Raw genomic sequence first — 26,904 nt, forward strand, 5'->3', positions numbered from 1 at the left:
GGCTTGAACCTCATTTGGTTCCATAGACTTATACTCATCATAAGTCATGTTGGCAGCAATCTTTGGCAATCCACCGAGCTCACTATAAAGATAAACTTTAAAAAGCTGTTCTCTTAGCTCTGAAACTGTAATATTCATAACTGTTTCTGTGATATTTTGATCACTACATGAAACATCTGCTTTTGCAGAACATCCCACCAGGAAAGACGCAGCACCAACACAAAACAATTTGGCTATATTCATACTTTTTCCCTTTTGTTTTTACAAACCTCATAAATAGCAGTATGGATGTTTTCCACCTGCTCGTTGTTAATATTTTGGCTATCTGATAAAGAAGCCTCAAGTAACTTAAAAAGAACAGGAAGAACGAGAAAATCCGGCTCTGCATACCAAAGTGAATTACCGCCTTGCGAAGGGTAGCCTATATCACTTCCTTGGCCATTCCAACGTACTCCAAGCCTTCTTAAGGCAGAGCCATCAAAGCTTCCCCATATAGCTGAGTATATTCCATCATCATATAAATCCAATATTCTAGACCACTTGGCAGGCCTGACATCTTTTCCTTTAGGCACTTAAGTTCCCTCCTGCATAAGCATAAAAAAGTTAACAAGATGAAACTTTAAGTTTCTTATTTGCTAACTTTATGTTATAATTAACATTTGCTGTATTTAATATTTTAATTTTAAAGCATATAAACAAGAGGACATTATACCATGAAGAAAAAGAAAATCAAAGTTTACTCAGCCAGCTTTTTATCTAGCTTGGAGGAACCGGGCGGGTTCAAAGGGCTGTTTAATAAGGTTATCAATCTACATGACGATATTGATAGAAAGATAAGAAATCTCAAAGGAGAAGGAATGAATGCAGAAAATAAATCACTCTATAACAAGTTAGGAAAAATGAAACTAGGTGGTTCTGATTATCTGGTCTTTTTATGCTTACTTGGGCACCTGGATTATTACAATAGGGTCACAGTAAGGCAAAAAGATATTGCAGAATTATGCCGAATGTCTCGCCCTCAAGTAAGCAGATCAATAAAAAAACTAAAAGAAATGGGTGTCTTAGAAGACACTAAAGACCTCATTGTTCACTTTGACTTGTTATTTAGAGGCCCAAGTGAAGAGTATGAAGTTAAAAAATCTGAAATACAGATGAAAAAATCCCCGTTCAACCGGATAGTAAGAGGTGATAACTGGGGAGGAGATATAACCGAAAAATACAGAGAGGAAGAGAGAAAGAAGGCAATTCAAGAATTAGACGAAGAGGAAAAAGTTAAAAAAGAATATCTGGAAAAAATTGGAGAAGGGGAATATTTATGAATCATGATGAGACGAGAAATCTAAAAATTAAAGTTTTTATAAAGAAGCTGAGTTCAAAGAGGAAATGAGAAAAACTGTATAATCCAGGTCTGCTTGCACCTTATCAAGGTGGATATAATCCAGGTCTGCTTGCACCTTATCAAGGTGGACTCACTCCACCTAGCAAGCTAGGTCGCACTCTGTGCGATGAGCCCGCTTCGCGGGAGGGACCAATGGATGGTCCTAAAAATAACAAATAATATAGGAGGGCCAAGGAATGGCTAATTATGCAATACTAAGAACGAAAAAATTAAAGACAATTCAAGATGTAGCGGGAAGCGGGTCGCATACATTCAGGCTTCGAGATACCCCCAATGCAGACCCCTCGAGACTAAACCTCAACCAAGTTCTAGTTGGTGGTAAAACTAACCTTCTGCACCGTATGGTGGCTGACAGGATTGAGGCAGGAGCCTTCAATGCAAGAGTTCGTAAAGACAGTGTGCGAGCTATTGAGTTCATACTTACGGCTTCTCCTGAATGGTTTGAAAAAGCCACACAAGACCAGTTTAATAAGTGGCAAGAGGAAAATATTAAATGGCTTACAGAAAAGTATGGAGAAGCCAACTTAGCCAGTGCAGTTTTACATATGGATGAGTCCTCCCCCCACATACATGCTCATGTGGTTCCAATAACAAAAGATGGAAGACTTTCTGCTAAAGATTTAATTGGGGGAGACAGAAAAAATCATTCAATACTTCAAACCGATTATGCAAAAGCAATGACACAATTTGGGCTAGTTAGGGGCGAAGAAAAAAGTGTAGCAAAACATCAAGACATAAAGACCTATTACCAAGCCGTAAACGAATCTAAGCAAGAAAAGCTTAAGCTTCCAAAAATAGAAAAACCGCCATTGTTTGGCAGAGATGAATACGTCAAAAAGACAAGGGAAAGAGTAAGAAAGATGGCAAAGTCTGCCAAAATATGGAAGTTTGAATGCCAAAGGCTGAGGAAAGGATCTCAGGTTAAAGCTACGGAAGAAGCTGAGAAAAAAGCCAAAATTGCTAATGAGAAAGTTAGAAGGCTACAAGACAGAAACCAAGAGTTATTGAGGTTTAGAAATCGCATTCATGAAGAGTATGAGCGATACAAGCATGAAAAAGAAAAGGAAAATAACTTTCTCAAAAGTGAAAACGAAAGACTCTTGACAAAAAACCGAAAGTATGCAAAAGAAAATCGCAGATTAAAAGAGGGTAAGACCAAAACGTTTAGCATGAGATGACCAAAGCACTGGCTTCCCTTCTCAATCGCTCCAAAACGGCTTTGAGAGGCTTTTCTGGACAGGAGCAAGGGCTAGGCCTTGCCTAACTGAAAAAACCGGCATATGCCTGAATAGAGCCATACAGTTTTGGTTAGAAACTGTGGTTAGAATACAAAAAAACAAAGCCCGTAAGTCATTGACTTTACGGGCTTTTTAAAAAATGGCGGAGGGACAGGGATTCGAACCCTGGATAGGCTATTAACCTATGCCGGTTTTCAAGACCGGTGCATTCAACCGCTCTGCCATCCCTCCGGCTTATGGGTGCGTATAATAGCAGTATTCCCTTGGAAGTCAATACCTTCTAGCCCAATTAATACAATCGCAGGCCTACACGGGTAATCGTGCCCTTTTCCATTTCGCTGACGACCCAGTGAATACCATGCCAATCCACATCATCACCCACTACAGGATGCCCACCCACGCGCAGTGCGACGAACTCGGCGAGGGTCATACTATGCTCCCCCGGGCTTAGCGTTAAGCCATATGCTTGAGCAACGTCCTGCATAAGTGCGTCGCCCTCTAGCGTGAAAGTACCAAAGAACGCACGCTCATGCTTGAGGCCAGCGTCGCCATTGAATAAGCGGTTTAGCGCAGAAAGATCTTCTGTGCGTCCTATCACGCAGATGACATCGTCTAATTTCAGCCGGGTACTGCCCTTGGGATGCAGCATGGTGTGATTACGAAACAGCGCTGAAATCAACGCACCCGATGGGAAGCGCAGCAGCCGGATGGGCACATCTTCTAGGTCCCGATTTTCGACCACGTAAACAAACATCTCAAAATCGTTATCTGGCAAAATCCCCAGCGGCCCACGGCGGTTAGGCGTTGTGCCTACTGGCACCTCCACTTTTAATAATCGGGCTGCCAACGTGAGCGAGCCGCCTTGTATCAATAGAGACAACAACACAACCGCAAAGGCGACGTTAAAGTAAAGTGACGCATTTTCTACCCCACCAATGACGGGGAAAATGGCCAGCACAATGGGCACTGCTCCCCTTAAGCCTACCCAAGCGATAAAAAAGGTTTCACGCCAGCGAAATTTAAAAAATGGCTTAATGGTAATTAATACCGCCAAAGGGCGCGCAATGAAGATCAGTGCCAGCGCAACCAGGCTTGCGGGTAATGCAACGTCCCACAGCTGGCTGGGTGTTACCAGAAGCCCCAGCACCAGGAAAAGGCCAATCTGGCTTAACCACGCCAGGCCATCGTGCACGGGAAGAATAAAGTTGAGGTGTCGGCCAGGCTGATTGCCGATCATCAGGCCTGCCAGGTAAATCGCCAGAAAGCCACTGCCTCCCAGCACACTGGTAAGCCCGAAAACGCTAAAGCCCAGCGCCAATGCCAGCATGGCATAAAGGCCAGGCGCTAAATCCAGCCAGCGGAGCAGCTTGGCGCTTAGCCAACCACCGCCAATGCCGACAATCAAGCCAATACCAAATTGAGAAACAAAGAAGGTCAGAGTCTCAAATACCCCGCCCATATCACCGACCAAAAGCTCTACCAGCATTAAGGTCAGAAAAATCGCCATTGGGTCGTTGGTGCCCGATTCGATCTCAAGCGTTGCCCCTACCCGCTCGTTGAGGTTCACGCCACGACCGCTAAGCATTGAGAAAACGGCGGCAGCATCGGTGGAACCCACAATAGCGCCCACCAATAACCCTTGCACCAGCGTTAAATCAAACACCCACATAGCGATCATACCCACGACCGCACTGGTGATAAAAACCCCGAAAGTCGCCAGCGAAAGTGCCGGCTTAAAACCTACCCGGAACGTTTTAAGGCGCGTACGTAAACCGCCATCAAGCAGAATCATGGCAAGCGCGAGGTGGCCAATTGTGAACGCCATTGAGTAGTCGTCAAAGGCAACGCCAAGAACGCCTTCCTCCCCTGCCAGCATACCTAGCCCCAGGAAGATGAGCAGAAGTGGCACACCAACCATTGACGAGAGTCGGCTCGCCAAAATGCTCAGTGCCATTAGAGAACCACCAATTAAAAAGAAGGTGTAAATTCCGTCCATGTCTCTCCGTCTCTACATCAATGCCACACTATTATTGCATGCTACCGGTAAATTTACTGTGCGAACTCAGCAGACCAACACGTTCAAGGCTAGTCACGCACCGTTTGTCAGGGATAAACTCCGCATCTCGATATCAGGAGTTATGATTATGTCATGCTGCCTTTCTGGTTATAGGCACTTACGCTTTTTGATGGTGATTTTTTGTTTATTTTTCGCATATTCATTAGCTTATGCAGAACAAGACACGCCGAAGGAGGATCAGACACCGCTTTCTCTTGAAAGTGACATTATGATTCCTGACATGCTGTGGCTATCCGTTGACAGTGATGCTGTTGATGAAGTGCCCACTACGGCGCTAACACCTCCGGCTCCGCTTGAGCCGCCGCCATTGAAAAGCGTGCGTTTAATGCTGGACTGGTATCTTAGTCCTCAGCATGCGGCCTTGGTCGTTGCGCAAACGAGAGACCTGTTTAGCGCACAGGGGTTGGAAGTGGAGCTTCAAACACCGGCGGACCCTGCGATCGCCATAAAGCTGCTGACAGCGGGAGAAGTGGATTTAGCGTTAACGCGCCAGCCATTGCTGCATCTACTTGCCCACGAAGATGCTCCCATCACGCGCATTGCGACACTGATTGAAACGCCGCTTAACGCCGTCATTGTCACTGGCGACGCTCAACCGGAAAATGCGACGCACCTGGCCGGGCTTCATTATGGCTACAACACCCGAGAAGGTGCCAACTTGCTGGTTCCCAAGCTCGTGCCGCGCTCCGTACGCCAAACCGATACATTTTTAGCGCCCCAAAGCGTTCATTTTAATGTGGTCAATGCGTTTACTGAAGAGAGCATAGATGCCATTGCTGACGGCTTTTATCATTTTCTGCCCGAGCAATTAGCCTCAAACGGCATTGCCACGCACACCGTGCGCTATAACGAGCTGGGCATTCCACGCCATGATGGGCTAATTGTAGTGGCCAATAGCAACTCATTAGCCAAAAAAGCCGATACGTGGTCGCGTTTTTTGGTGGCGTTAGAAGAAGCCAGCAACTGGATGGTGGAAAATCCGGAGTCCGCTTGGGAAACGCTGATTGGTGCTCACCCCATTCTTGATAACGCAACCAATGCCAACGCCTGGCCGGATATTCTACGCCGGATCGCATTAAGCCCTGCTACCTTGAACGCACGCCGTTATGCAACGTTTGAAACGTATCTTTTACAGCAAGGGCTAATAGACGCTGAACTGCCCACATCACGTTTGGCCATTGACCCTTACACTCTTTAATCCGGGAGCGCTGATTGTTCAGGAGAAACTCGTAGCGGGGGCTTATCATTAAGACCTGTTAAGTGCAGGCACTGTTTTCAAGCAGCCTAGCGCTCATGGTGTTCCAAAAAGGCCTCAACGGCTTGCTGAAACGCCTCAGGCTGCTCTGCGTGAAGCCAGTGACCTGCGTTTTTAAGCGTTACTACGCGCGCCTGGGGCATCATCTCACGCAAGGCAGGCAGCATATCGTCCGTCACATAGTGCGACTGGGCGCCGCGAAGCACGAGCGTCGGGCCTTCGTAAGGGGCTTCTCCCGCAGGCAAGTCCATAATATCGTCATACCCTCGCTGAATCTCATCCAGCCCTATGCGTAGCCCCAACTCGCCTTCTTCAGTACGCGCTAAGTTGGTCGCCAGAAATAGCCGTGTAGATCGCGAATCAACGTGTTCAGCCAGCAGCTCATCGGCTTCACGACGATTTTTTGGCCGGCCTTCTCTAACACGCTTAAGGGCCGCAAAAACATCATCATGGCCATGCTCATAAACGACCGGGGCGATATCGCCTATTGTCAACGTCACTACGCGCTGGGGCGCCAGCCTTGCAAGGCTGATAGCAACTTTACCGCCCATGGAGTGGCCAAGCACATGCGCCTGAGTAATAGAGAGACTATCGAGCAGTGCAATGACGTCCTGGGCCATCGTGGCATAACGCATATCATCGCTATGCGGTGAACGACCATGGTTACGTAAATCCACGGCAATGACGCGGCGCGAACGCTGCCAGACTTTCAAATGGGAGCGCCAGTTGTCGGCACTACCCATTAAGCCATGAATCACCACAAGCGGTGTCGCATCGGGAGTTCCTTCACTCTCCATGTCCAGATAGTGAAGGTCCACCGTGGCAGCATCAGTCATGTAAACTCCCTAAGCGTTGATTAATCAGGTGATTGTCAACAAGGCCGTCATTGTTAAGCAACAACGATTAGCCGTACATTATTAAACCGTACGCGGAGATAGGTCGGTATGCCCCGTCCAAACCACTAAACGGCGCGTCAACCAGGCAAGCAGCAAGCCGTATAAGGGTAAAAAGAACAGCAGGCTGATGGCGAGCTTTATGGCATAGTCCACCGCAGCAATTTCTAGCCAGTTTGCGGCCATAAAGGCGTCAGGGCTGTTATAGAATGCGGTGGAGAAGAACGCGTAAGTGTCAGCAAGATTGCCAAGCACCGTCGAGCATACCGGCGCTACCCACCAGGCCAATTGACGCAAGCGATCAAATACCTGCACGTCCAGTAACTGCCCTATGACATACGCAAGAAAGCTTGCCAGCGCAATGCGCGCCACAAACACATTCCACTCGCCAAGTGCTTCAAACCCGGCAAAACTGCCTCGCGGAAATACGACCGACACAACATACGACACGACCAGAGCGGGCAACATCACGCGCAAGATGATGGCGCGTGCAGCATTTTTGCCGAAAAGGCGGACCGTTAAGTCAGTGGCCAGAAAGATAAATGGAAAACTAAACGCTCCCCAAGTGGTATGGAACCCAAAGAGCGTAAACGGCAGCTGAACAAGGTAGTTACTGGCAGCAATAATGCCGATATGGAAGGCGACCATTACCACGAGGCAACGGCGGTACTGCGTATCACTTAGTGCAAACATGCAAAATGACCTTTTTTTACAAGCCAAGAGGGGTTAGGGAACCCTCATAAGAAAGCGCATAGCGCTGCTGGCCGCGCATTATACGCGTTCTTAACTACATTAAAAGTCGCCACCCTGCCTGTCAGCACTTAATTGACTCAATCACTCGGCGTTGCTTTATCGGCATCGCCGATAGCGCGTTCACACATGGCGATACGCACATCCTCCAGGCTTGCCGGGTCATCAATGGTGGAGGGGATCCCAAACGCCTTCCCATCTGCAATCGTGCGCAATAGCTTTCGCAATATTTTTCCAGAGCGGGTTTTCGGCAAACGGTTGACCACCAGCACCTGCTTAAAACATGCGATAGGACCAATATACTCACGGACACGCGCGATCAGCTCATTTTCAAGCGCTATTTCATCGCCGTTAAATCCATCCTTGGGAATCACCAGGCCAAGGGGGATTTGTCCTTTCAGCATATCGTGGATGCCAATCACCGCACATTCAGCCACCGCAGGGTGCGCCCCCACCACCTCCTCCATTTCTCCGGTGGAGAGCCGATGCCCTGCCACATTGATCACGTCATCGGTGCGCCCCATAATGAACAGATAACCCTCTTCATCGAAGTAGCCGCCGTCGCCAGTTAAGTAGTAACCCGGAAACGCCGCCATATAAGCGCTGTGAAAACGCTGGGGGTCATGCCAAATGCCCACCAGGCACCCAGGCGGCATCGGTTGCTTGATAACCACACTCCCCTGCTCCATGGGTGCTGCGGGTTCGCCGTCGCGGCCTAACACCTGTACATTAAATCCAGGCACCGGCAAGGTCGCCGACCCCGCTTTAATAGGCATGGTTGCCAGGCCTGGTTGGTTAGCAGCAATCGGCCAGCCTGTCTCGGTTTGCCACCAGTGATCAATCACCGGCACATCCAGCAGATCATCCAGCCAATGAAATGTAGGCGGGTCAAGTCGCTCACCCGCTACAAACACGTACTTCAAGCTACTGATATCGTACCGGGAAAACAGCGCGGCATCCGGATCCGCTTTTTTAATTGCCCGAAAAGCCGTGGGCGCGGTAAAGAAGCTTTTGACGTTGTATTCCTCAATAATGCGCCAGAAGCTACCCGCATCGGGTGTATTGACCGGTTTGCCTTCATAAACAACGCTGGTACAGCCTCGCAGTAGCGGGGCGTAAACAATATAGGAGTGGCCTACCACCCACCCCACATCTGAGGCAGTAAAAAATACGTCGCCAGGCTCCAGGGCGTAAATTGCCTCCATCGAGTACTCAAGCGCCACCGCATAACCGCCAGTATCCCGTACCACACCTTTGGGTTTTCCCGTCGTGCCTGAGGTGTACAAGATATACAGGGGATCGGTCCCTTTTACGGGAACACATTCGGCAAAGGCGGCGCTGGCCACTAAATCCTTCCAGTCATAATCACGCTCGCCCAAGGTAGCCGGTGCTATGTCACGCTGATAAATCACACAGGCATTCGGCTGGTGAGTACTTAATGCCAGCGCCTGGTCAATGATTGGCTTATAGGGAATGACCTTATCTACCTCAACACCACAGGAGGCAGCAACCACCACGCTGGGTTCAGCATCCTCGATTCTTGCCGCAAGCTCATGAGGCGCAAAACCGCCAAAAACGACGGAATGGACGGCCCCAAGCCGCGCACAGGCATACATCGCGACCAAGGCTTCAGGAATCATGGGCATATAAATCACCACTCGATCCCCTTTTTTTACGCCAAGTTCGGAAAGCGCACCGGCAAAGTAGGCTACCTGATCACGCAGTTGCCGGTAGGTTAACGTTGCCTTGGCATGCGTTACGGGTGAATCCCAGTAAATAGCAGGCTGTTCCGCTCGGCCCTGCTCAACATGGTGGTCGAGCGCGGCATAGCAGATGTTGATCTCACCATCGCTAAACCAGCGAGCATGCTGCTGGTCATCATAGGTAAGAATCCGTGTAGGTGGCGTAAACCAGGGCAGGCGTTTGGCCTGCTCAGCCCAGAAGTGTTCGGGCTGACTGTTCGCTTGCAGGTAGGATTCTTGGTAGCGGCTCATAATGACCCTGTCTTTATTGTATTATCGAAGTAGCATTGAATAGCTCCTACTCTATAAAGTAATTGCCGTACTCACCCTCATACTATCGGCTAAAGACGGACAATGGGCCAGGGAAGACGTTAAAGAGCCAGCGTTATCATTGATTAACCGTTAAATGAAGATTTGGACAAAACTCACTAAATTACCGATTATTAAATTAATCATCGTTGCACTGCGGCGATGGCATAACAATTGATAAAAATGCATGTATAAACACTAAAAATGACCGCTTCCCGTCCAGTGTAGGCAAGGAGATTATGATGTCTGCGTCCTCAAGCGCCGCTGCATGTCTGCTCGAAAATAACTGCCAAAACCTTGTATCAGCTACGAATTTATTAAAAGCCTTGGCGAATGAAAAACGCCTACAAATACTCTGCTTACTGGCCGAGGAGGAGCTTTCGGTCACGCAGATTAATCAGCAGCTTTCACTGAGCCAATCGGCGCTTTCGCAGCATCTGGCTATTTTACGCAGGGATGAGCTGGTCAATACACGACGTGAGTCACAAACCATTTATTACTCCTTGCGTAGCGACAGCGCCAAGGCAATTTTAGACACCCTGGCGCAGCACTATACAACGTAAAAAACGCACTGTTTTTAGGGACTACCGACGCTGCCAGCCGGAGGCCTCCAGCATGCTGAGAGCCTTTAGCGCGGCGTTTTCTACACCCGCCGAGACCGCCAAGCCTATTTTGCGGCTGATAGTTTTCGGCGCTTCAAGGCGCACATGGTATACATTGGCGTCGGCCATTCGTTCAACCAGATACGCCTCACTGGTGCCCAGGCTATCGATCAACTGATTGACAACGGCTTCGCTGCCGTACCAAATTTCCCCTGTTGCCAGGGTATCGATATCCATTTCAGGGCGGTGGCTACTCACGTAGTCCTTAAACAGGCGATGAGTATTTTCTAGGTTTTCTACAAATTTTTCACGGCCTTCCTGGGTATTCTCACCAATCACCGTTAGCGTGCGCTTGTACTTACCCGCCGTAAGTAGCTCAACGTCAATATCATGACGTTTAAGAAGGCGGTGAATGTTCGGCACTTGAGCGACCACACCAATTGAGCCGATTACCGCAAACGGCGCAGCTTTAATATGCTGAGCCGTACAGGCCATCATATATCCGCCGCTGGCCGCCACCTTATCGATACACACGGTGGTAGTAAGACCCGCGCTTTGCAGCCTATCCAGTTGTGCGGCAGCCAATCCATAGGCATGCACAAGCCCCCCAGCAGACTCCAAACGTACCACTACTTCGTCATTGGGCTCAGCGACATCAATAATGGCCGATACTTCCTGAGCGAAAAGCTCCGTTTGAGAAGCTTTGATATCACCGTGAAAATCCAGCACCCATACTCTGTTCTTTGATGGAGTAGCCTCTTTGCTTTTCGCTGTTTTTTGACGACTTTTGTCTTCCTGGCGAAACCCCTTAAGCATCTTTTTACGCGCGCCCTGCTCAGTGGCAGCCATGCGAAGACGGCGATTACGCGACTGACGCTGCTCATTGAGTGGCTCAATATGCAACCGAAGATCACTTTCTTGAGTTGCTTTGCTGCGCAAGATCAGCAAGGCGACGCCTCCCAGCAATCCAACAACCATCGTCGCTTGCACCAGAAAGGTGCCCATTCCTGCTATCCATTCACTCACATATACGCTCCTGCCAAGGTTTAGCACTATCGTTCAATATCCGTTCGCACGGCTTGAACTAAACGATTGTTTAAAATACTCTCATTCACATTCATCGGGTCATTGATGACCCATTTATATATTTTACCGCCTTTAGAGAGATAGTTATGTCAAACAGCACGCTTGATAAGTTGAAAGCACGCTTTAATCCGGATGCGGCTGAGGGTATGGACGAAGTATTTCAATTTCACTTTGAAGATGCGGGTGACCACTACCTTGTTATCAAGGATCGCGCTCTGGATGTTCAGGAAGGCGAACATGATGACCCTTCGGTCAGCTTGAGCATGGGCACAGATACCCTCAAGGGTATTATGACCGGTGATATCAATGGCATGACCGCCTTTATGACTGGCAAGTTAAAAGCAACCGGTAACGTAATGCTAGCCACCAAACTCACCAGCCTGTTCCCCAACTAAACGCTCGCCGTGAACTTTTTTAGCAAGGTTGTTAGTGGCTTACTCACGCCATTTAGCCAAATGCGTTTCAATCAGTTCACGTGAAATGGAGTACGGCGGCGGCAACGAAGGTAGTTGCCGCGGCGAAAACCAGGCCGCATCGCTAATCTCTACCCCATCGATATTAATACGCCGCGTGGTCGCTTCAGCAAAAAAACCAAACATCAGTGAATGGGGGAATGGCCATGCCTGACTTTGGTGGTAGCGCAGCTTATCAACATGTACACCCACTTCCTCAAACACTTCACGATGGACAGCCTCTTCAGCTGACTCACCCGGTTCAATAAAGCCTGCCAGGGTCGAGTAGCGTCCTGGCGGGAAACGTGGGCTTCGTGCTAACAGCATCGCCTCACCACTGGTGACCAGAGTGATAATACACGGTGAAATGCGTGGGTAGTTGCGATGCCCACACGCATTACAGTGCATGGCGAATTCAGCTTCAAGCCTCGTCGCCGCAGCGCCACAACGTCCGCAAAAGCGGTGATTCTCAAGCCATGCGCCAACCTGAAGCGCGGTAGAAATCAAGCTAAACCACCCGCTGGGCAGGTCTGCCATCCATTGGCGCCCATCAATCCAGTCATCACCTGGCTCTTTATCAACCCATAGCGCTACTGGCTCGTCATTCCAGTAACACAACGGCTGCATTTGTTCAGTCCAAGGCTGATAAGGCTGAAGCGGCGTCAGCTCCTGGTCGCCCGATAGAGGGGCTGGCGCCAGTTGGCTGCGCGATAGACGAACAACGCGCCCTTCACGTACATGGTGGGGAATCTCACGCCTAAGCATTGTGATCACGTTCCTCAAACCAATTCAGCTTATGTGCCTGGCATTTTGCCTGATGAGCGGCGTGCTCTTGTGCGCTTGGACGGATGACACGCAACTGACCGGGTGTAAGCGTTAGCCGCTGAACCGATAGGCCTTCATTTGACGTATCGGCCTGCTGCTCTTCTGAAGACGTGGCAGCATCCAGCGTCAATGCCGTTTGCCCTCCCGTCATGGCCAGGTAAACGTCGGCCAGAATCTCGGAGTCGAGCAACGCCCCGTGGAGCACACGGTGGCCATTATCAATGTCATAACGCTTACACAGGGCATCCAGGCTATTACGCTGTCCTGGATGCAGCTCCCGGGCCATTGTGAGCGTATCCAGAACGCGGCAGTGCTCACGCACCGGACCTAATGGCGCTCCACTGCGCTGCTTATTTAACCGGCCAAACTCATGATCCATAAAGCCCACATCGAAGGGGGCATTATGAATAACCAGCTCTGCGCCTTCGATAAAAGCCCAGAATTCGTCCGCTATTTGAGCAAAAACTGGCTCGTTTGCGACCTTTTCATCATCAATGCCGTGAATTGCCACGACTTCTGCGTCGATATGCCGCTCAGGGTTGATGTATTGATGATAGGTACGCCCAGTAAAACGGCGATTCACCATTTCAACGGCGCCAATCTCTACAATGCGATGGCCATCCTTGGGGTCGATACCGGTCGTTTCGGTATCCATGATAATTTGGCGCATCACGCTCTCCTCTGCTGGTGCTCATCAATGGCTTCATTGGCGAGCGCATCAGCGCGCTCATTACCTGGATGCCCGCTATGCCCTTTTACCCAGTGCCACTCTACCTTGTGTCGATGGGTCTCTTCGTGCAGCGCTTTCCACAGCTCGGCGTTCTTGACTGGCTGCTTGGCGGCGGTTTTCCAGCCGCGTTTAACCCAGTTGTGAATCCACTGAGTAATGCCTTGGCGAACATACTGAGAGTCGGTCCATAGCGCGATTTCACACGGTTTATTGAGCGTGCGCAGCGCCATAATGGCGGCCATTAATTCCATCCGATTATTGGTGGTGTCAGCTTCATAACCTTTTAAGGTCTTTTCATGCTCGCCGCTAGACAGCACCACCCCCCAACCGCCAGGGCCAGGATTTCCCCGGCATGCACCGTCAGTATATACCGTGACCTGCGGTAGCTGCTCGGCCGCTTGATTACTCAATCTTTCCATCCTTTATTAACAGGTATTGGCGCTACGTATCCTGATGAGACTGGTTATGCGCCGGTTTACCTCTGCGTGTAGCACCGAGCGATGAAGAGGAAACAGGGCGTTGTAGCGCAAACTTAATGCGTTTGACGTAAGCCGACTGCTGGCGGCGATGTGCCTGGATCATGTAACTTTCCCCCCAAGGCAAATTATGCCGACGCCCCAGCGCCTCTCGCCCTTCGGGGCAAGACGCATTCAGCAAGCCTCTAAAACAGCAATAGTCTACGCGTTCGACCTCAAAATCGACAAATGCTAGCCAGTCACGCAGTCGCCCAAGCTTGTGCCACTGCCCGTTCCAAGGGAATTCGGGCCGGCGTTTACGCCACTGATGTGCCAGGCCTTTAACGCTCAGAGGATTAAAACCAAAGAGCACCAGCATTCCGTTGTCAGCCGTCACTCGTGCCGCTTCTTGTAGGGTGTGGTGAGGGTTTTCCAATTGCTCTAGCCAGTGGTGGATGATGACCACATCCATACAACGATCAGGCAACGCCAAACGGTCAGGTGGGCAGACCAACGTTGATGGGCTGGTGGCGAATTCAAGCGTTGGAACCCAGCGGACCGCGTGCGGTATCGACGACATGGTCATCAAAGAAGGCCCCATGCTTATCTCCAGGCTATGCCTGCCCGCCCGGCTTTCAACCACGGGCCCCAGGCAAGCACGTTGCACGTCCCAAAGTGATCGACCAGTATCCGTTTTCCAGTAGGCCTGGCTATTTACCAAGCGGCTGGTCATCGCCTTATCGGCCGTTGTCGAATTTGACATGGACAGCGCTTCCCTCCAAAGTAACGGCTTTTTAACGCTTTCTATGTGTCTTTTCAACGTACTTATCAGCGTAATGACAGCAGGTTTGCAACCCTTAAAAGGATCTCGCCCATGATGAGCGTGACACCGATTCCCGCCCTTAGCGACAACTATATTTGGCTATTGAGACAAGATACCAGTCAAAGCGTTTGCGTGGTGGACCCCGGTGAGGCCGATCCTGTCATCAAGCTGTTAGAGCGTGAGTCGCTGACGCTGGACACCATTCTGATTACCCATCATCACCATGATCATACGGGAGGCTTGGCAACACTCATCAAGCGCTACTCTCCCCATGTCATTGGTCCAGCGAATCCAGATATTCAGGGTATTAATCAGCATGTCGGTGACGGCGACACCGTGCGTGTGATGGGACGCCAATTTGATGTCATGGCAACCCCCGGGCACACTCTTGATCACATTAGCTTTTATACGCCGGGTATTCCGGCACTACTGTTTTGTGGAGATACGCTGTTTTGTGCAGGCTGTGGCCGTTTATTTGAAGGCACACCCGAACAAATGCACACGTCATTGAACAAACTCGCGGAACTACCTGCCGATACACTGGTCTTTGCTGCTCATGAATACACACAGGCGGATCTTGTATTTGCCCACGCAGCTGACCCAGAGAATGACGATGTGACTTATGCCTTAAGTGAGTGTGAAAAGGCTCGGGCATTAAATCGCCCCACCTTACCCAGCACAATAGGACGCGAGCTGAAAATTAATCCCTACCTGCGCGTCGGTACCCAAAGCGTACGCCAAGCGGCAGGAGAACAGGGAGCTAATGACAACGACCTCGCGACGTTCGCCACTCTACGTGAGTGGAAGAACCGATTTTAAGAACGCTCCAGAAACCAAATGAATTAAACTATGACCTATCGAACGATGCGACAGCGCTTGGTATTAAGCGCTGGCAGTACGGTAATTATGGGCTTGTTATTGGCCGCTGCCGCTAACTCACAAGCCTCAGCACTCTCATATAGCCCTTCTAATAGTGCTACTTCCTACACAGAGCACACGCCTTCAACGCAGGCGGCTTCAACATCTTTCCGCACCAGTTTTTGGGAAGACCTGGAGCTTCAGCATCAGGATGCCTGGACAGCGCTGCGTCAAACGTTTCAGTGGCAGGAACTAACACTACCCCCCAGCGCTCAGGCCCGCGTTGATGAGTGGATCGAATATTATCGCGCCGGCCCTGAAAACATAGCCACAATTACTGAGCGCGCCACGCCCTGGCTTGCCTGGATCACTCAACAAGTGAGTGATCGCGGCCTACCCGGCGAAATCGCCTTGATTCCGTTTGTCGAAAGCTCCTTCGACCCCAGTGCGCGTAGCCATCGTGGGGCAGCGGGGCTCTGGCAGTTCATGCCCAACACAGGTGATGCGTTGGGTCTGGTTCGTAACGGCAATTATGACGGGCGCCTGGACGTACTCACTTCCACCGCAGCGGCGCTTGATTACCTCGAGATGCAGGCGGATCAGTGGTACGAGGGCGGCATCATGCTTTCGTTGGCGGCTTACAACGCCGGAGCGGGCACCGTTAATCGCGCTCTACGCAAGGCACAAAATCAGGGGCTGGCGGGTGACTATTGGGATCTATCGTTACCGCATGAAACCATGCAGTACATTCCCAAACTAAAAGCGATCGCGACCATCATTAATGATCCGGAACGCTTTGATATTAGCCTGCCAGACATTCACATGGACCCAGCCTTTGCCAAAGTAAAACTGGAGCAACCCTTAAGTATTGCTCAAGCCTCACAGCTTTTAGATGTCAGCCAATCAGCGCTAGCCGAGCTCAACCCAGGGCTGCTCAACGGCAGCATCGACCCCCGCAATGTACAAACGCTTTTAGTACCTGAGGAAGCGGATACACAGGTATTAGCTCAGCTTTCGCAAACCACGTCTAGCGAGCTTGCCTCGACACAAGCGCCCAATGTTCATCGTGTTGAACGTGGAGACAATCTATCCGCCATTGCCAGCCGCTACCAGGTTAATCAAAATGACTTGATACGCTGGAATGCGCTTGATCGACCTAATGCTTTACAACCAGGCCAACTCCTGACACTTTCAGGGCAATGAGTTGACAAGATCTGCTCACATGGGACGTAACCAATGCCACGTGGTGTGTTTGTAAAGACGCTGCTAATCGTTAGCTGCTTCATCATGAGTATGTCAGCCTTTGCAAAACCGACAGAGGCTGAACCTCAACCGCAGATCATGGCTGGCAATAGCCTAACGCCTGCAGATAGCGTCGCAAGCAACAATACATCGATTCAAACGGTGCATGGGCTATCACTTTACGATAGCCCTGAGTTACCTGCCGACTTTGCCTATTTCCCTCATGTTAATCCACTGGCTCCCAAGGGCGGCACCATCACCCACACCGCCGTAGGCAGCAGCTTTGACTCCACCAACCCCTTTATCATTCGTGGCACGCCTGCCACCGGCGTAGGCCAGATATACGATACGTTAATGACCAGCAATCCAGGCGAGCCCTTCAGCGTGTATGGATTACTGGCGGAAGGCGTCCGCTTGGACCCTGACCGGGAGTGGATTGAGTTTGACCTCCGCCCCGAAGCACGTTTTCAAGATGGCGAGCCGGTAACCGCGTACGATGTGGTGTTCTCCTTTAACCTGCTGCGTGAAGAGGGTAATCCTTTTTACGCCAGTTACTATGCCGATGTTGATAACGCCATTGCGCTAAATGAACACCAGGTTCGCTTCGAATTTAGCAGTACTGAGTCTCGTGAATTACCATTAATCATCACGCAGTTACCTATCCTTCCCCGCCACTACTGGGAACCCCGTGGCTTTGCCGCCCCGACACTGACAGCACACCCAGGCTCCGGCCCTTATCGCATCAGTGACGTCGACCCAGGCCGGCGCATCGTATATCAGCGGGACGACGACTACTGGGGTAAAGACCTGCCTGTTAATGTCGGCCGCTACAATATTGATCGCGTGGTTTACGACTATTACCGAGACAGGGATATTGCCTGGGAGGCATTCAAGGCGGGCTTAACCGACTTCAGGACCGATGCCCGTGCGGCGACCTGGGCCATTGGCTACGATTTCCCGGCGTATCGCGAAGGTTTGGTAAAACGTATCACGGTGCCTGATGTAAACCCTTCGCTCATGCAGGCGTTCGTATTCAATCTTCGTAAGGAGAAGTTCCAGGACCCGCGCGTACGCGAAGCGCTCAGTCTGGCGTTCGACTTTCCCTGGCTGAATACCAATATTTTTTATAACGCCTATCAGCGTACCGAAAGTTATTTCCAGAACTCAGAGATGCAAGCTGATGGCCTGCCGTCAGAGGAAGAACTCGCCCTGCTTGAGCCTTATCGAGAGGAGCTTTTAGCCTCTCATCGCTCTGAGCGAATATTTACCGATGCACTCCCTATCGACCAACCGACGGATCTGCGCGAACGCTTACGCCGGGCGCTCGAATTGCTGCACGAAGCGGGCTACCAGGTGGAAGACGGCGTACTGGTTCATACTGAAACAGACAAGCCCTTACAGTTAGAAGTGCTGCTGTACGATGCGAGTCTTGAGCGTGTGGTACAGCCTATGCTGCGCAATATGGCGCGTCTCGGTGTACAGACCACCATGCGGATCGTGGACATTAACCAATATCTTAATCGCCAGCGTAGTTACGATTACGATATTGTGATCAGCCATTTCCCCCAATCCAATAACCCCGGTAACGAACAGCGCGACTTCTGGAGTAGTGAGGCCGCCAAAGCGCCGCAAAGCCGTAACCGAATGGCGCTTGCTCACCCGGCAGTGGATGCATTAATCGAGGACATTATTAGCGCAGAGAGCCGGGAGAAACTGGATACGGCGACGCGCGCGCTCGACCGGGTGCTGCGCTGGGGTTTTTACACCATCCCCCACTATCACTCCGGCGAAACGCGTATTGCAGTATGGGACAAGTTCGGCTATCAAGAGCCTTTCCCGAAATACGCGATGGATTTAGATGCCTGGTGGGTCGATACCGACCGTGAAGCAGAATTACAGCGCCGTCACCGGCGTCGCTGAAGGGCTAAATAATAACGATTGGAGTGCACTCTGTGGCACGTTACACCCTACGCCGACTGCTACTGATGATACCGACGCTACTCGGCATCATGCTGCTTAACTTCATGATCGTTCAAGCCGCGCCCGGCGGCCCCATTGATCAGATGCTAGCGCGTTTTGAAGGCGCCAACGCCATGGCCAGCACACGTTTAGACATGGGCGGAGCAGATGTTCAAGTAAGCGATGATTCGCGGGGCGCACGGGGTATTGACCCGCGCTTTATCGAACAGCTGGAACAGCAGTTTGGGTTCGACAAGCCAGCCCATGAACGCTTTATCGGCATGATGACCGATTATCTTACGCTCGACTTCGGGACCAGTTTTTTTCGCGACCGCCCGGTGATCGAACTGATCATTGAGCGCCTGCCGGTATCCATTTCTCTGGGCTTATGGACCACCCTGCTGGTCTATGTGATTTCCATTCCACTAGGTATTCGTAAAGCCTTGCGCCACGGCTCACGTTTTGATGTGTGGACCTCAGGGCTGGTGGTTGTCGGCTATGCGATACCGGGCTTTCTATTCGCCATCCTGTTGATTGTGCTGTTTGCGGGCGGCACCTATTGGGACTGGTTTCCCCTCAGAGGGCTAACCTCTCCAGATTTTGCGGACCTTTCGCTAGGCGGCAAAATAAAAGACTACTTCTGGCATATCACCTTGCCCGTCACAGCGGCCGCTATCGGCAGCTTTGCCACGCTTACCATGCTGACCAAGAACAGCTTTTTAGACGAAATTCATAAACAGTACGTGCTCACCGCTCGCGCCAAAGGTGCTAACGAACAGCGCATTTTGTACGGTCATGTTTTTCGTAACGCCATGCTCATCATTATTGCGGGATTGCCGGCCGCGATGATTGGGATTTTCTTTACCGGCGCCCTGCTGATTGAGGTGATTTTCTCGCTTGATGGGCTGGGCCTTCTAGGATTTGAAGCCGTTATGCAGCGGGATTATCCGGTCATCTTCGGCACCCTGTTTTTGTACACGGTCATCGGGCTTGTGCTAAAGCTGATATCCGATTTGACCTACGTGTGGGTGGATCCACGCATCGACTTTGCAACGAGGGAGTCGTGAAAATGAGCGGTTTTACATCACGGCTATCACCCATTACACAGCGCCGTTTAGCCGCCTTTAAAGCAAATCGTCGCGCACGGATATCGCTTTGGTTGTTTGGCGTGCTGTTCATTATCAGCCTATTTGCCGAGCTGATTGCCAATGACAAGCCGCTTATCCTGAACTACGACGGGCAGTGGTATACACCTTTACTGGTGGATTATCCGGAAACAGATTTCGGGGGCTTTCTTCCCACCCGTACTGACTATTTGGACCCGTTTATTCAACAGCAAATTAGCGACAACGGCTGGGCCATATGGCCGCTTATTCCGTTCTCCTATCAAACGCTGGACATGCAGATGCAACAACCCTCACCAGCCCCCCCGGATAGCCGCCACTGGCTGGGCACGGATGACCAAGGTCGCGATGTGCTGGCCCGCGTTATCTACGGTTTTCGGCTCTCTGTTTTTTTTGCGTTAGTGCTTACGACAGGGTCGCTGGCGTTAGGCGTTCTAGCGGGCGGTGTGCAGGGGTATTTTGGCGGCAAGGTGGACCTTATAGGCCAACGGGTCACTGAAATATGGTCGGGGCTACCGGTACTGTTTTTGCTGATTATTTTAGCAAGCTTCGTTCAACCCGGTTTTTGGTGGCTGCTGGGCATTATGCTGCTGTTTTCATGGCTAGGCCTGGTCGATATTGTGCGGGCCGAGTTTTTACGAGCACGCAATTTGGAATACGTACGCGCAGCAAAAGCCATGGGATTGCCGTCTCGGCTGATTATGTGGCGCCATGTCCTGCCGAATGCCATGGTGGCTACCCTAACGTTTATCCCCTTTCTGTTTACCGGAGCGATTGGTACGTTAACAGCGCTCGACTTTTTGGGCTTTGGCTTACCACCGGGCTCTCCATCGTTAGGTGAGCTTGCCGCCCAGGGTAAAAATAATCTGCACGCGCCATGGCTGGGTATTACCGCCTTCATGACGCTTGCCGTGATGCTCTCCTTGCTTGTCTTTATTGGTGAAGGGCTGCGCGATGCCTTCGACCCACGCCACATTAATCAGCGCCAAACGCCTGCGCAGGACACCCAACATGCCTAAACCACTACTTCGGCTAACGGATTTCACGATTGCCTTTGATGATAATGTAGTGGTAAATGCGCTTTCATTAACGGTCAATGCAGGCGAAACGCTGGCAATTGTGGGTGAATCCGGCTCGGGCAAGTCCGTTTCAGCACTAGGGGCTATTAATCTTTTACCCCGCAATGCCATGATAAGCGGCGAGCGCTGGCTAGAGGAGACTGACCTCAATCAACTTGGTAAGCGCGATTGGAACAGCGTGCGTGGCAACCGCGTAGGGTTTGTGTTTCAAGAACCCATGACATCACTCAACCCTTTACACCGTATCAGTAAGCAAATTGGGGAAACCCTGCGCCTGCATCAAGGGTTAAGTGGGCAAGCGGCGCGAGCGCGGGCCAGAGAACTGCTTGAACAAGTGAAACTGCCCCGCGTTGATGAGCTGTTGGATGCCTGGCCTCATCAACTCTCCGGTGGTCAGCGTCAGCGCGTCATGATTGCCATGGCCATTGCCAATAACCCATCACTGCTAATCGCCGATGAGCCGACGACAGCGCTGGATGTCACCGTCCAGCAAGACATACTCGGCCTTTTAAAAGAGCTTCGCGATCAGCATGGCATGGGCATGCTGTTTATCAGCCACGACTTGAATCTTGTAAGCCGCTATGCCGAGCGGGTTTGTGTGATGTATCGCGGTAAGATTCAGGAAATGGGGCCAGTTGAAGAGGTTTTTCAAAACCCACAAAGCGATTACACCAAAGCACTGTTAGCAGCGGAGCCGGAAGGCCGCCCGGCAGCGCCGGCCAATACGGCGCCCTTATTAACCGCTCGCCAGCTAAGCGTTAGTTTTCAGCGCCCCAAAACCGGGCTATTCAAACGCCAGACTCCTCCCTTTGAAGCGCTTAAAGCAACCGACTTGAGTATTTCGCCCGGTGAAACGCTGGGCATTGTCGGCGAGTCAGGCTCAGGTAAAACGACGCTGGCATCCGCGATTATGCGCTTGGTGCAAAGTCAGGGAGACGTTATCTTGGGTGATGCTACCTTGAGTCAGCTTACGGGCAATGCGCTACGGCACCAGCGTCATCGCTTACAAATGGTATTTCAGGACCCATACGGTGCGCTTTCACCGCGTATGCCGGTGTTTGATATCGTGAGTGAGGGGCTACGTTTTCACTATCCCGCGCTTTCACTCGATGAAGTTACCCGCCGTGTGCAACAAACGCTGCTTGAGGTGGGGTTACCTGAAGGCTGTGCGGCACGCTATCCCCATGAGTTCTCCGGCGGGCAGCGCCAGCGAATAGCCGTGGCCCGAGCCATTATTTTAGAGCCTGAACTTCTCGTGTTGGACGAGCCTACCTCCGCGCTGGACCGTACCGTGCAAAAGCAGCTTGTGACGCTACTTCGTCAGTTACAGGAACGTCGTCAGCTTAGCTATCTATTTATCAGCCACGACTTAGCCGTAGTACGTGCCATGGCGCACCGTATTATGGTGCTAAAGGATGGTGAAGTGGTCGAACAGGGCCCCTGCCTTGACGTGCTGTCCTCGCCTCAGCATGCATATACTCAGTCGCTGATTGCCGCCGCCCATTTGCCACGTTTTTTTGCTTAACGTTCTTTTGAAAAATGTAAGCAGGTAACTCTGATAGTAGGCGTTGTTTAAAGAAGCAAGATAACGGTATAAATTGAGTATTGAATACGCACTTGACCTACTGCCGTTTGGCCAAGTGCGCTTAGCGGCTGAATTTAGAAGCTGTCGATTTCTTCCTGCGTTAACTCGCGCCACTCCCCGGGGCGCAAATCATCCGTTAATACAACATCACCGATAGATTGACGGTGCAGCGCATTAACATGGTTGCCCAGCGCGGCAAACATACGCTTAACCTGGTGATAGCGCCCTTCGGTCAGGGTAAGCTCCGCTTGTAGAGGCGTTATAAACCGGAGTAACGCAGGCTGCGTTGGTGTCTCTTCATCATCCAGCAGAATGCCCTGGGCTACCTGATTGATTGCCCACTCCGCATCGTTGCCTTCCATAGGCTCAGCCAAGTCGGCGATATAGACCTTGGCGCAACGATGACGCGGTGAGGTAACACGATGAGACCACTGGCCATCATCAGTCATCAGTAAAAGGCCAGTGGTATCAACATCCAGCCGCCCTACTGGTTGAAGACGCTCTACTTTGGGCAAATCAATCAAATCAATTACCCGTGGATACAGCCCGCGCCTGGCAGTGCACTCAACATCCGTTGGCTTGTGCATGATTACATAGCGAAGCCCGACCAGCGAAAGCGTTTCGCCGTTGAATTTCACCTCATCCTGCTCGGTATCAATCTGGGTGGCCGACTGCTTAATAGGCTCACCATTAAGCGTTACTTCGCCATTTTTAAGCGCTCGTTTTGCCAAACTACGCGTTAGCGGTGTGGTTTCACTTAAAAATCGATCAAGGCGCATTATTGGCCCACTCCTGGCAGTAACGAAAAATGGTCGGCATCTTGCCAGGCAGGAAATTTTTCACGAAAAGCATTTAACTCCGTTTTATCAAGCGTCCCCGTTTCAATAAACGGCGTATTTTCAGAGTGGTCGATGAGCGGTTCGCCCTTGAAATCGACCAGCATGGAGTCGCCGCTGTAAGCAAGGCCCTTGGCATCTTCACCAACGCGGTTAACCCCCACGACATACGCAAGGTTTTCCACCGCCCGAGCCTGGAGCAGCGTTCGCCAAGGCTGCCGACGCGGTGCTGGCCAGTTGGCAACACACAGTAGCGCATCATACTCGAAGTGCTCTTGCGCTGCTGGCTGTTGACGCAACCAAACAGGAAAACGCAGGTCGTAGCAAACGCTTAACAGTAGCTTAAACCCCTTGAGCTCGACTATTTCACGCTGGCTGCCCATACCATAGCGTTCATGCTCGCCCGCCATACGAAACAAGTGGCGTTTATCGTAATGGCGGATATCACCCTCGGGCGTGGCCCATATCATACGGTTGTAATACTGGCCGTCATCAACGATGGCCACACTCCCGGTTATGACACAGTTACGCGCTTTAGCTTGCGCTTGCAGCCAGGCGACGCTTTGACTTTGCGCCATGGGCTGGGCCATTTCGCGCGAGTTCATGGTAAAACCCGTTGCAAACATCTCGGGTAATACGATGAGATCGGTGTCACGGCTGTCCAGATCGCCCAGCAAACGGACTAAATGATCATGGTTGGCCTGTGGGTCTTCCCAGCGCAAATCGCACTGTACCAGGCTCGTTCTTAGCTGACTCATGTCACGTCTCCTTTGCCAGTATGTTTTCGCAATTATGTGGTAGATTAGCATTTTTAAATAATGAGGCTGCTATGCATTCCCCTCCAGCGCGTGATCCACAGGCCATCAAAGGCGTCACATTTGGGTTAGCAGCCTATATAATGTGGGGGTGTTTCCCGCTTTTTTTCGCGCTGTTTGACGGTATTCCAGCGTTTGAAATTCTTATCCACCGCATAGTGTGGTCGTGTGTTTTTCTTGTGGTACTCATCACGATGTTAAGCCGTTGGCCCCCCGTGATAACGGCGTTGAGCCAGCCTCGCCGTTCAGGCCGTGTACTGATTTGCGCTGTGTTAATCGGCTTCAATTGGGGGCTTTATATTTACGCGGTGGAAAGCAATCAGGTATTGCAAGCAAGCCTTGGCTATTTTTTAACACCACTCGTTAACGTGGCACTGGGCGTGCTGGTGCTGCGTGAAGTGATGGCACGTCTTCAGTTAGTGGCGTTAGGCCTTGCAGGCTTGGCCATTGCCATCCAATTTGCACTGCTGGGTGAATTGCCCTGGATCAGCCTGATGCTAGCACTCAGCTTTGGTAGCTACGGGCTTTTTCGAAAGCAGGTGCCGCTAGACGGTTTATCGGGACTGTTTGTAGAAACCCTCCTGCTGTTCCCGCTGGCTCTGCTCGCCCTGACATGGCTTAGCTGGCAGGGTAATTCACACTTCATGATTGATGTACCAACGAGTGTTTTACTGGCGGTAAGCGGCGTAATAACCGCTTTACCGCTGATGGCTTTCGCGGGTGCGGCTCGACGCTTACGGCTCTCGACGTTGGGCTTTTTGATGTACATCAACCCTACAATTCAGTTTTTGATCGCCTTAACCATTTTTGGTGAACCGCTGGGTACCATACAGCTCGCCACTTTTATTATGATCTGGTTTGGGCTTGCGCTCTATTCCTGGTCATCCTGGCAATCACGCCCGCACTAGACCGCTATCCGCTAACGCTTCTTGCCCTGAATGCGATAATGTCAGGGCAGAGCTCGCCTCTTCTACCCCCTCTGGCTGATAGCCTACCCGGAAACCACCCCAGTGTTTGCCATGGATAAAAATCGGTACCGATAGGTCATGCATGATCTCGCCCGTATCGCGTTTATAGGTTTGAAGCAATAATGGGTGTTGATGAGCACCACACCGACTTCCCGTCGCGTCATCAAAAATACGCTTGCTGCGGCAGTACTTTAAATCATGCTCCATATCGCCCGTGGGCTGTCGGCTAACCGCCTCATTGTGAGTAGGCACATAGCCATCACGATTACAGGCAATCGCATAGTTCAAGCTATATTCCGTCAGCAGAGGCTCTTGCACGCTTGGTAAATATTGATCGGTAAAGTTGTCGAACCCTGTGCGATAGAGCGTTGGCCGAGTGTCCGGAAGTGCCTGATAATCTGGCTGAAAAAGGGCTGATTCTACGAGTTCTCCGCGGGAAATGGCCTTTTCCAATAGCTTGCCAATGCGGTCAGCCGTTTGGCGAGCCGCTTTAAACACCTGTTGATGCCGTCCCTGAAGGCGCTGCTGAGCCAGCTCACCATCCACCCCTTCAGCCGCTTCCATTAACGAACGCGCCTGCGCAGCCAAATCATGCATATTGTGATTACCTTCATCTACGTCTCTCTCTAATTGACGTAGACTCTCGGCAACGGTCTGACTATGGGTTTTGGTGCTCTCCATGGCGGTGGCGACGCTTGTGGTCTCATGCTGAACCTGATCAAACTCTTGGGTAATGGTGGCCAGACGCTTGCCTACCTGTTGCAGCCCTTCGGAGCGCTCTCGAATACGCACCATTATCGCGCCCATCGTAGAGACAACTCCCTGGCCGCTTTGATGCATATCCTTAACCAGCGTTTCTACGTTCTGCGTCGCGGTTGAGGTCTTAAGCGCCAAGCTCCGTACCTCTTCGGCCACCACGGCAAACCCACTGCCATGCTCACCCGCCCGGGCCGCTTCAATCGACGCATTAAGTGATAACAAATGGGTTTGCTCGGCAATGCCTTCAATCATTTCGGTGACATTGCGCACCCTCTCTATTTTGTCATTAAGCGCAGTCAACATTTCTAACGCCTGATCTGAGCGCTCGGCCACATGGCTCATATCGCTGACAATATCCGTCAGCTCGTCATGATTCTGATGGCTGGCATCGCGCGCCTTTTCTGCCAATGTGGCCACGTGAGTCGCGCTCGTACTTACTTGCAAAATAGCGGTATTGATTTCGTTCATGCTTGAGGATGCTTCATGCGCCATCGCCTCCTGCCTGATAAGACGTTGGTCCATAAGATCGGCATAGTGAGAGACCTCTGCCGAAGCAATGGCCGTTTTGCTTGCCCGTTTCATTAAGCGATACGCCATCGCACGAAGCGACGCGTAATCCTTGAGCGGTTTTGGCCCACGAACAGGCTGGGCAAGACGCTGCTGGTCGGCCATAAAAACACTGAGCAGCGCATTAGCAACCAGCCCCGCCCCCGCTAACGCGGCGCAAATAAGTGCCAGGTATTTAAAGGTACCCGCTTGGGCAACCAACCAAACCGATAATCCGAGCAATATCAATGGTGTCAGCACACGAAGTAGACGCATAGTGGGACTCTTTTGTAATTAAGGTTATCGAGCTGCGTTTGTCGGCGTTTTTGTGGACAGCGGTAAGCAAAACGCCAAGAGGCGCCCAATTTTCTTAACGAGCTTAACGGGTTATGCTGATGAAATAAGTAACACTTTGGGGGAAGAGAGGTGGCTTATTTAAGAAGCCGAGCCGTAATTACTGGCATAACGCGTTAATATAAGGATTAATAAAAGAACCA

Annotated in this window: 26 protein-coding genes and 1 tRNA gene; 12 read left to right on the plus strand and 15 right to left on the minus strand. The window is 51.1% G+C overall.

The window, feature by feature from the left end; genetic code table 11:
- Both ACT3R4_RS13790 and ACT3R4_RS13795 read right to left on the minus strand, forming a co-directional pair.
- On the minus strand, positions 1 to 243 hold a 243-nt coding region (locus tag ACT3R4_RS13790), incomplete at its 3' end, for a hypothetical protein (protein ID WP_496201225.1).
- Positions 240 to 572 (minus strand): hypothetical protein, encoded by a 333-nt coding sequence (locus ACT3R4_RS13795; RefSeq protein ID WP_193057182.1) that lies wholly within the window; start codon positions 570 to 572, stop codon positions 240 to 242. The genes ACT3R4_RS13795 and ACT3R4_RS13790, both read right to left, overlap by 4 nt.
- Positions 573 to 713: 141 nt before the next feature.
- Here ACT3R4_RS13795 and ACT3R4_RS13800 point away from each other — a divergent pair, with 141 nt between their 5' ends.
- Positions 714 to 1,319 (plus strand): helix-turn-helix domain-containing protein, encoded by a 606-nt coding sequence (locus ACT3R4_RS13800; RefSeq protein ID WP_193057183.1) that lies wholly within the window; start codon positions 714 to 716, stop codon positions 1,317 to 1,319.
- Positions 1,320 to 1,575: 256 nt separating this feature from the next.
- Entirely contained in the window at positions 1,576 to 2,577 is a 1,002-nt protein-coding gene (gene mobV, locus ACT3R4_RS13805; protein ID WP_193057184.1) for a MobV family relaxase, read from the plus strand.
- 200 nt (positions 2,578 to 2,777) lie between these two features.
- On the opposite strand, the gene ACT3R4_RS13810 is transcribed toward mobV, so the two are convergent.
- Together ACT3R4_RS13810 and ACT3R4_RS13815 are read right to left on the minus strand one after the other, a co-directional pair.
- Positions 2,778 to 2,868: transfer RNA gene (locus tag ACT3R4_RS13810), tRNA-Ser, on the minus strand.
- A gap of 58 nt (positions 2,869 to 2,926) precedes the next feature.
- Positions 2,927 to 4,633: a potassium/proton antiporter gene (locus ACT3R4_RS13815; RefSeq protein WP_193057185.1), complete on the minus strand. Its 1,707-nt coding sequence runs from the start codon at positions 4,631 to 4,633 to the stop codon at positions 2,927 to 2,929.
- A gap of 289 nt (positions 4,634 to 4,922) precedes the next feature.
- Here ACT3R4_RS13815 and ACT3R4_RS13820 point away from each other — a divergent pair, with 289 nt between their 5' ends.
- Positions 4,923 to 5,912 carry an ABC transporter substrate-binding protein gene (locus ACT3R4_RS13820; RefSeq protein WP_226912193.1) on the plus strand — a complete coding sequence of 330 codons (990 nt, stop codon included), beginning with the start codon at positions 4,923 to 4,925 and terminating at the stop codon, positions 5,910 to 5,912.
- Between the two features lie 86 nt (positions 5,913 to 5,998).
- On the opposite strand, the gene ACT3R4_RS13825 is transcribed toward ACT3R4_RS13820, so the two are convergent.
- The 3 genes from ACT3R4_RS13825 to ACT3R4_RS13835 all read right to left on the minus strand — a co-directional run bounded on the left by ACT3R4_RS13825 (position 5,999) and on the right by ACT3R4_RS13835 (position 9,606).
- A complete protein-coding gene (locus ACT3R4_RS13825) occupies positions 5,999 to 6,805 on the minus strand; it encodes an alpha/beta fold hydrolase (protein WP_193057187.1) in 807 nt (268 codons plus the stop codon).
- Between the two features lie 81 nt (positions 6,806 to 6,886).
- Positions 6,887 to 7,555 (minus strand): 7-cyano-7-deazaguanine/7-aminomethyl-7-deazaguanine transporter, encoded by a 669-nt coding sequence (locus ACT3R4_RS13830; RefSeq protein ID WP_172118764.1) that lies wholly within the window; start codon positions 7,553 to 7,555, stop codon positions 6,887 to 6,889.
- Positions 7,556 to 7,692: 137 nt separating this feature from the next.
- Positions 7,693 to 9,606, minus strand: a complete 1,914-nt coding sequence (locus ACT3R4_RS13835; protein WP_193057188.1) for a propionyl-CoA synthetase — start codon at positions 9,604 to 9,606, stop codon at positions 7,693 to 7,695.
- Positions 9,607 to 9,905: 299 nt separating this feature from the next.
- Between ACT3R4_RS13835 and ACT3R4_RS13840 the strand changes: the two genes are divergently transcribed.
- A complete protein-coding gene (locus ACT3R4_RS13840; protein WP_087111368.1) occupies positions 9,906 to 10,226 on the plus strand; it encodes an ArsR/SmtB family transcription factor in 321 nt (106 codons plus the stop codon).
- Between the two features lie 21 nt (positions 10,227 to 10,247).
- Here the strand turns inward: ACT3R4_RS13840 and sohB are convergent, their stop codons facing one another.
- Complete coding sequence (sohB, locus tag ACT3R4_RS13845; RefSeq protein ID WP_441679370.1) at positions 10,248 to 11,291, minus strand: protease SohB; 1,044 nt, start codon at positions 11,289 to 11,291, stop codon at positions 10,248 to 10,250.
- Positions 11,292 to 11,437: 146 nt separating this feature from the next.
- Between sohB and ACT3R4_RS13850 the strand changes: the two genes are divergently transcribed.
- Positions 11,438 to 11,746, plus strand: coding sequence for an SCP2 sterol-binding domain-containing protein (locus ACT3R4_RS13850; RefSeq protein WP_172118767.1), 309 nt, complete (start codon positions 11,438 to 11,440; stop codon positions 11,744 to 11,746).
- 39 nt (positions 11,747 to 11,785) lie between these two features.
- Here the strand turns inward: ACT3R4_RS13850 and nudC are convergent, their stop codons facing one another.
- From nudC to ACT3R4_RS13870, 4 genes are read right to left on the minus strand one after another with little or no spacing between them, the layout of a single operon-like run.
- A complete protein-coding gene (nudC, locus tag ACT3R4_RS13855) occupies positions 11,786 to 12,568 on the minus strand; it encodes an NAD(+) diphosphatase (protein ID WP_172118768.1) in 783 nt (260 codons plus the stop codon).
- Positions 12,561 to 13,298, minus strand: a complete 738-nt coding sequence (dnaQ, locus tag ACT3R4_RS13860; protein WP_441679369.1) for a DNA polymerase III subunit epsilon — start codon at positions 13,296 to 13,298, stop codon at positions 12,561 to 12,563. Before dnaQ ends, nudC begins: the two co-directional genes overlap by 8 nt.
- Complete coding sequence (rnhA, locus tag ACT3R4_RS13865) at positions 13,298 to 13,777, minus strand: ribonuclease HI (protein WP_406565437.1); 480 nt, start codon at positions 13,775 to 13,777, stop codon at positions 13,298 to 13,300. Before rnhA ends, dnaQ begins: the two co-directional genes overlap by 1 nt.
- A 22-nt stretch (positions 13,778 to 13,799) precedes the next feature.
- Complete coding sequence (locus ACT3R4_RS13870) at positions 13,800 to 14,576, minus strand: class I SAM-dependent methyltransferase (protein ID WP_172118771.1); 777 nt, start codon at positions 14,574 to 14,576, stop codon at positions 13,800 to 13,802.
- Between the two features lie 111 nt (positions 14,577 to 14,687).
- Between ACT3R4_RS13870 and gloB the strand changes: the two genes are divergently transcribed.
- From gloB to ACT3R4_RS13900, 6 genes are read left to right on the plus strand one after another with little or no spacing between them, the layout of a single operon-like run.
- The gene (gene gloB, locus ACT3R4_RS13875) at positions 14,688 to 15,455 is read left to right on the plus strand and encodes a hydroxyacylglutathione hydrolase (RefSeq protein ID WP_441679368.1); all 768 of its coding nucleotides are present in this window, start codon (positions 14,688 to 14,690) and stop codon (positions 15,453 to 15,455) included.
- 30 nt (positions 15,456 to 15,485) lie between these two features.
- Positions 15,486 to 16,697, plus strand: coding sequence for a transglycosylase SLT domain-containing protein (locus ACT3R4_RS13880; RefSeq protein ID WP_441679367.1), 1,212 nt, complete (start codon positions 15,486 to 15,488; stop codon positions 16,695 to 16,697).
- Positions 16,698 to 16,730: 33 nt separating this feature from the next.
- Positions 16,731 to 18,656 carry an extracellular solute-binding protein gene (locus ACT3R4_RS13885; protein ID WP_441679366.1) on the plus strand — a complete coding sequence of 642 codons (1,926 nt, stop codon included), beginning with the start codon at positions 16,731 to 16,733 and terminating at the stop codon, positions 18,654 to 18,656.
- A 32-nt stretch (positions 18,657 to 18,688) separates the two neighbouring features.
- Complete coding sequence (locus ACT3R4_RS13890) at positions 18,689 to 19,762, plus strand: microcin C ABC transporter permease YejB (RefSeq protein ID WP_441679365.1); 1,074 nt, start codon at positions 18,689 to 18,691, stop codon at positions 19,760 to 19,762.
- Positions 19,763 to 19,764: 2 nt separating this feature from the next.
- The gene (locus ACT3R4_RS13895) at positions 19,765 to 20,838 is read left to right on the plus strand and encodes an ABC transporter permease (RefSeq protein WP_172118775.1); all 1,074 of its coding nucleotides are present in this window, start codon (positions 19,765 to 19,767) and stop codon (positions 20,836 to 20,838) included.
- Complete coding sequence (locus ACT3R4_RS13900; RefSeq protein ID WP_441679364.1) at positions 20,831 to 22,423, plus strand: ABC transporter ATP-binding protein; 1,593 nt, start codon at positions 20,831 to 20,833, stop codon at positions 22,421 to 22,423. Before ACT3R4_RS13895 ends, ACT3R4_RS13900 begins: the two co-directional genes overlap by 8 nt.
- 134 nt (positions 22,424 to 22,557) lie before the next feature.
- Here ACT3R4_RS13900 and ACT3R4_RS13905 read toward each other — a convergent pair whose 3' ends face one another.
- Positions 22,558 to 23,262, minus strand: a complete 705-nt coding sequence (locus ACT3R4_RS13905) for a pseudouridine synthase (RefSeq protein ID WP_172118777.1) — start codon at positions 23,260 to 23,262, stop codon at positions 22,558 to 22,560.
- Positions 23,262 to 24,077 carry an amidohydrolase gene (locus ACT3R4_RS13910; protein WP_172118778.1) on the minus strand — a complete coding sequence of 272 codons (816 nt, stop codon included), beginning with the start codon at positions 24,075 to 24,077 and terminating at the stop codon, positions 23,262 to 23,264. The genes ACT3R4_RS13905 and ACT3R4_RS13910 overlap by 1 nt, the downstream gene beginning before the upstream one ends.
- 71 nt (positions 24,078 to 24,148) lie before the next feature.
- On the opposite strand from ACT3R4_RS13910, the gene rarD reads away from it, so the two are divergent.
- The gene (rarD, locus tag ACT3R4_RS13915) at positions 24,149 to 25,042 is read left to right on the plus strand and encodes an EamA family transporter RarD (protein WP_441679363.1); all 894 of its coding nucleotides are present in this window, start codon (positions 24,149 to 24,151) and stop codon (positions 25,040 to 25,042) included.
- Here the strand turns inward: rarD and ACT3R4_RS13920 are convergent.
- Positions 25,028 to 26,683 carry a methyl-accepting chemotaxis protein gene (locus ACT3R4_RS13920; protein ID WP_441679362.1) on the minus strand — a complete coding sequence of 552 codons (1,656 nt, stop codon included), beginning with the start codon at positions 26,681 to 26,683 and terminating at the stop codon, positions 25,028 to 25,030. The two genes, rarD and ACT3R4_RS13920, sit on opposite strands and share 15 nt — an antisense overlap.
- Between the last annotated feature and the right edge of the window lie 221 nt (positions 26,684 to 26,904).

This window comes from Halomonas sp. AOP7-E1-9, assembly GCF_052376035.1.
GTDB classification, from domain to species: Bacteria; Pseudomonadota; Gammaproteobacteria; order Pseudomonadales; family Halomonadaceae; genus Vreelandella; species Vreelandella citrativorans.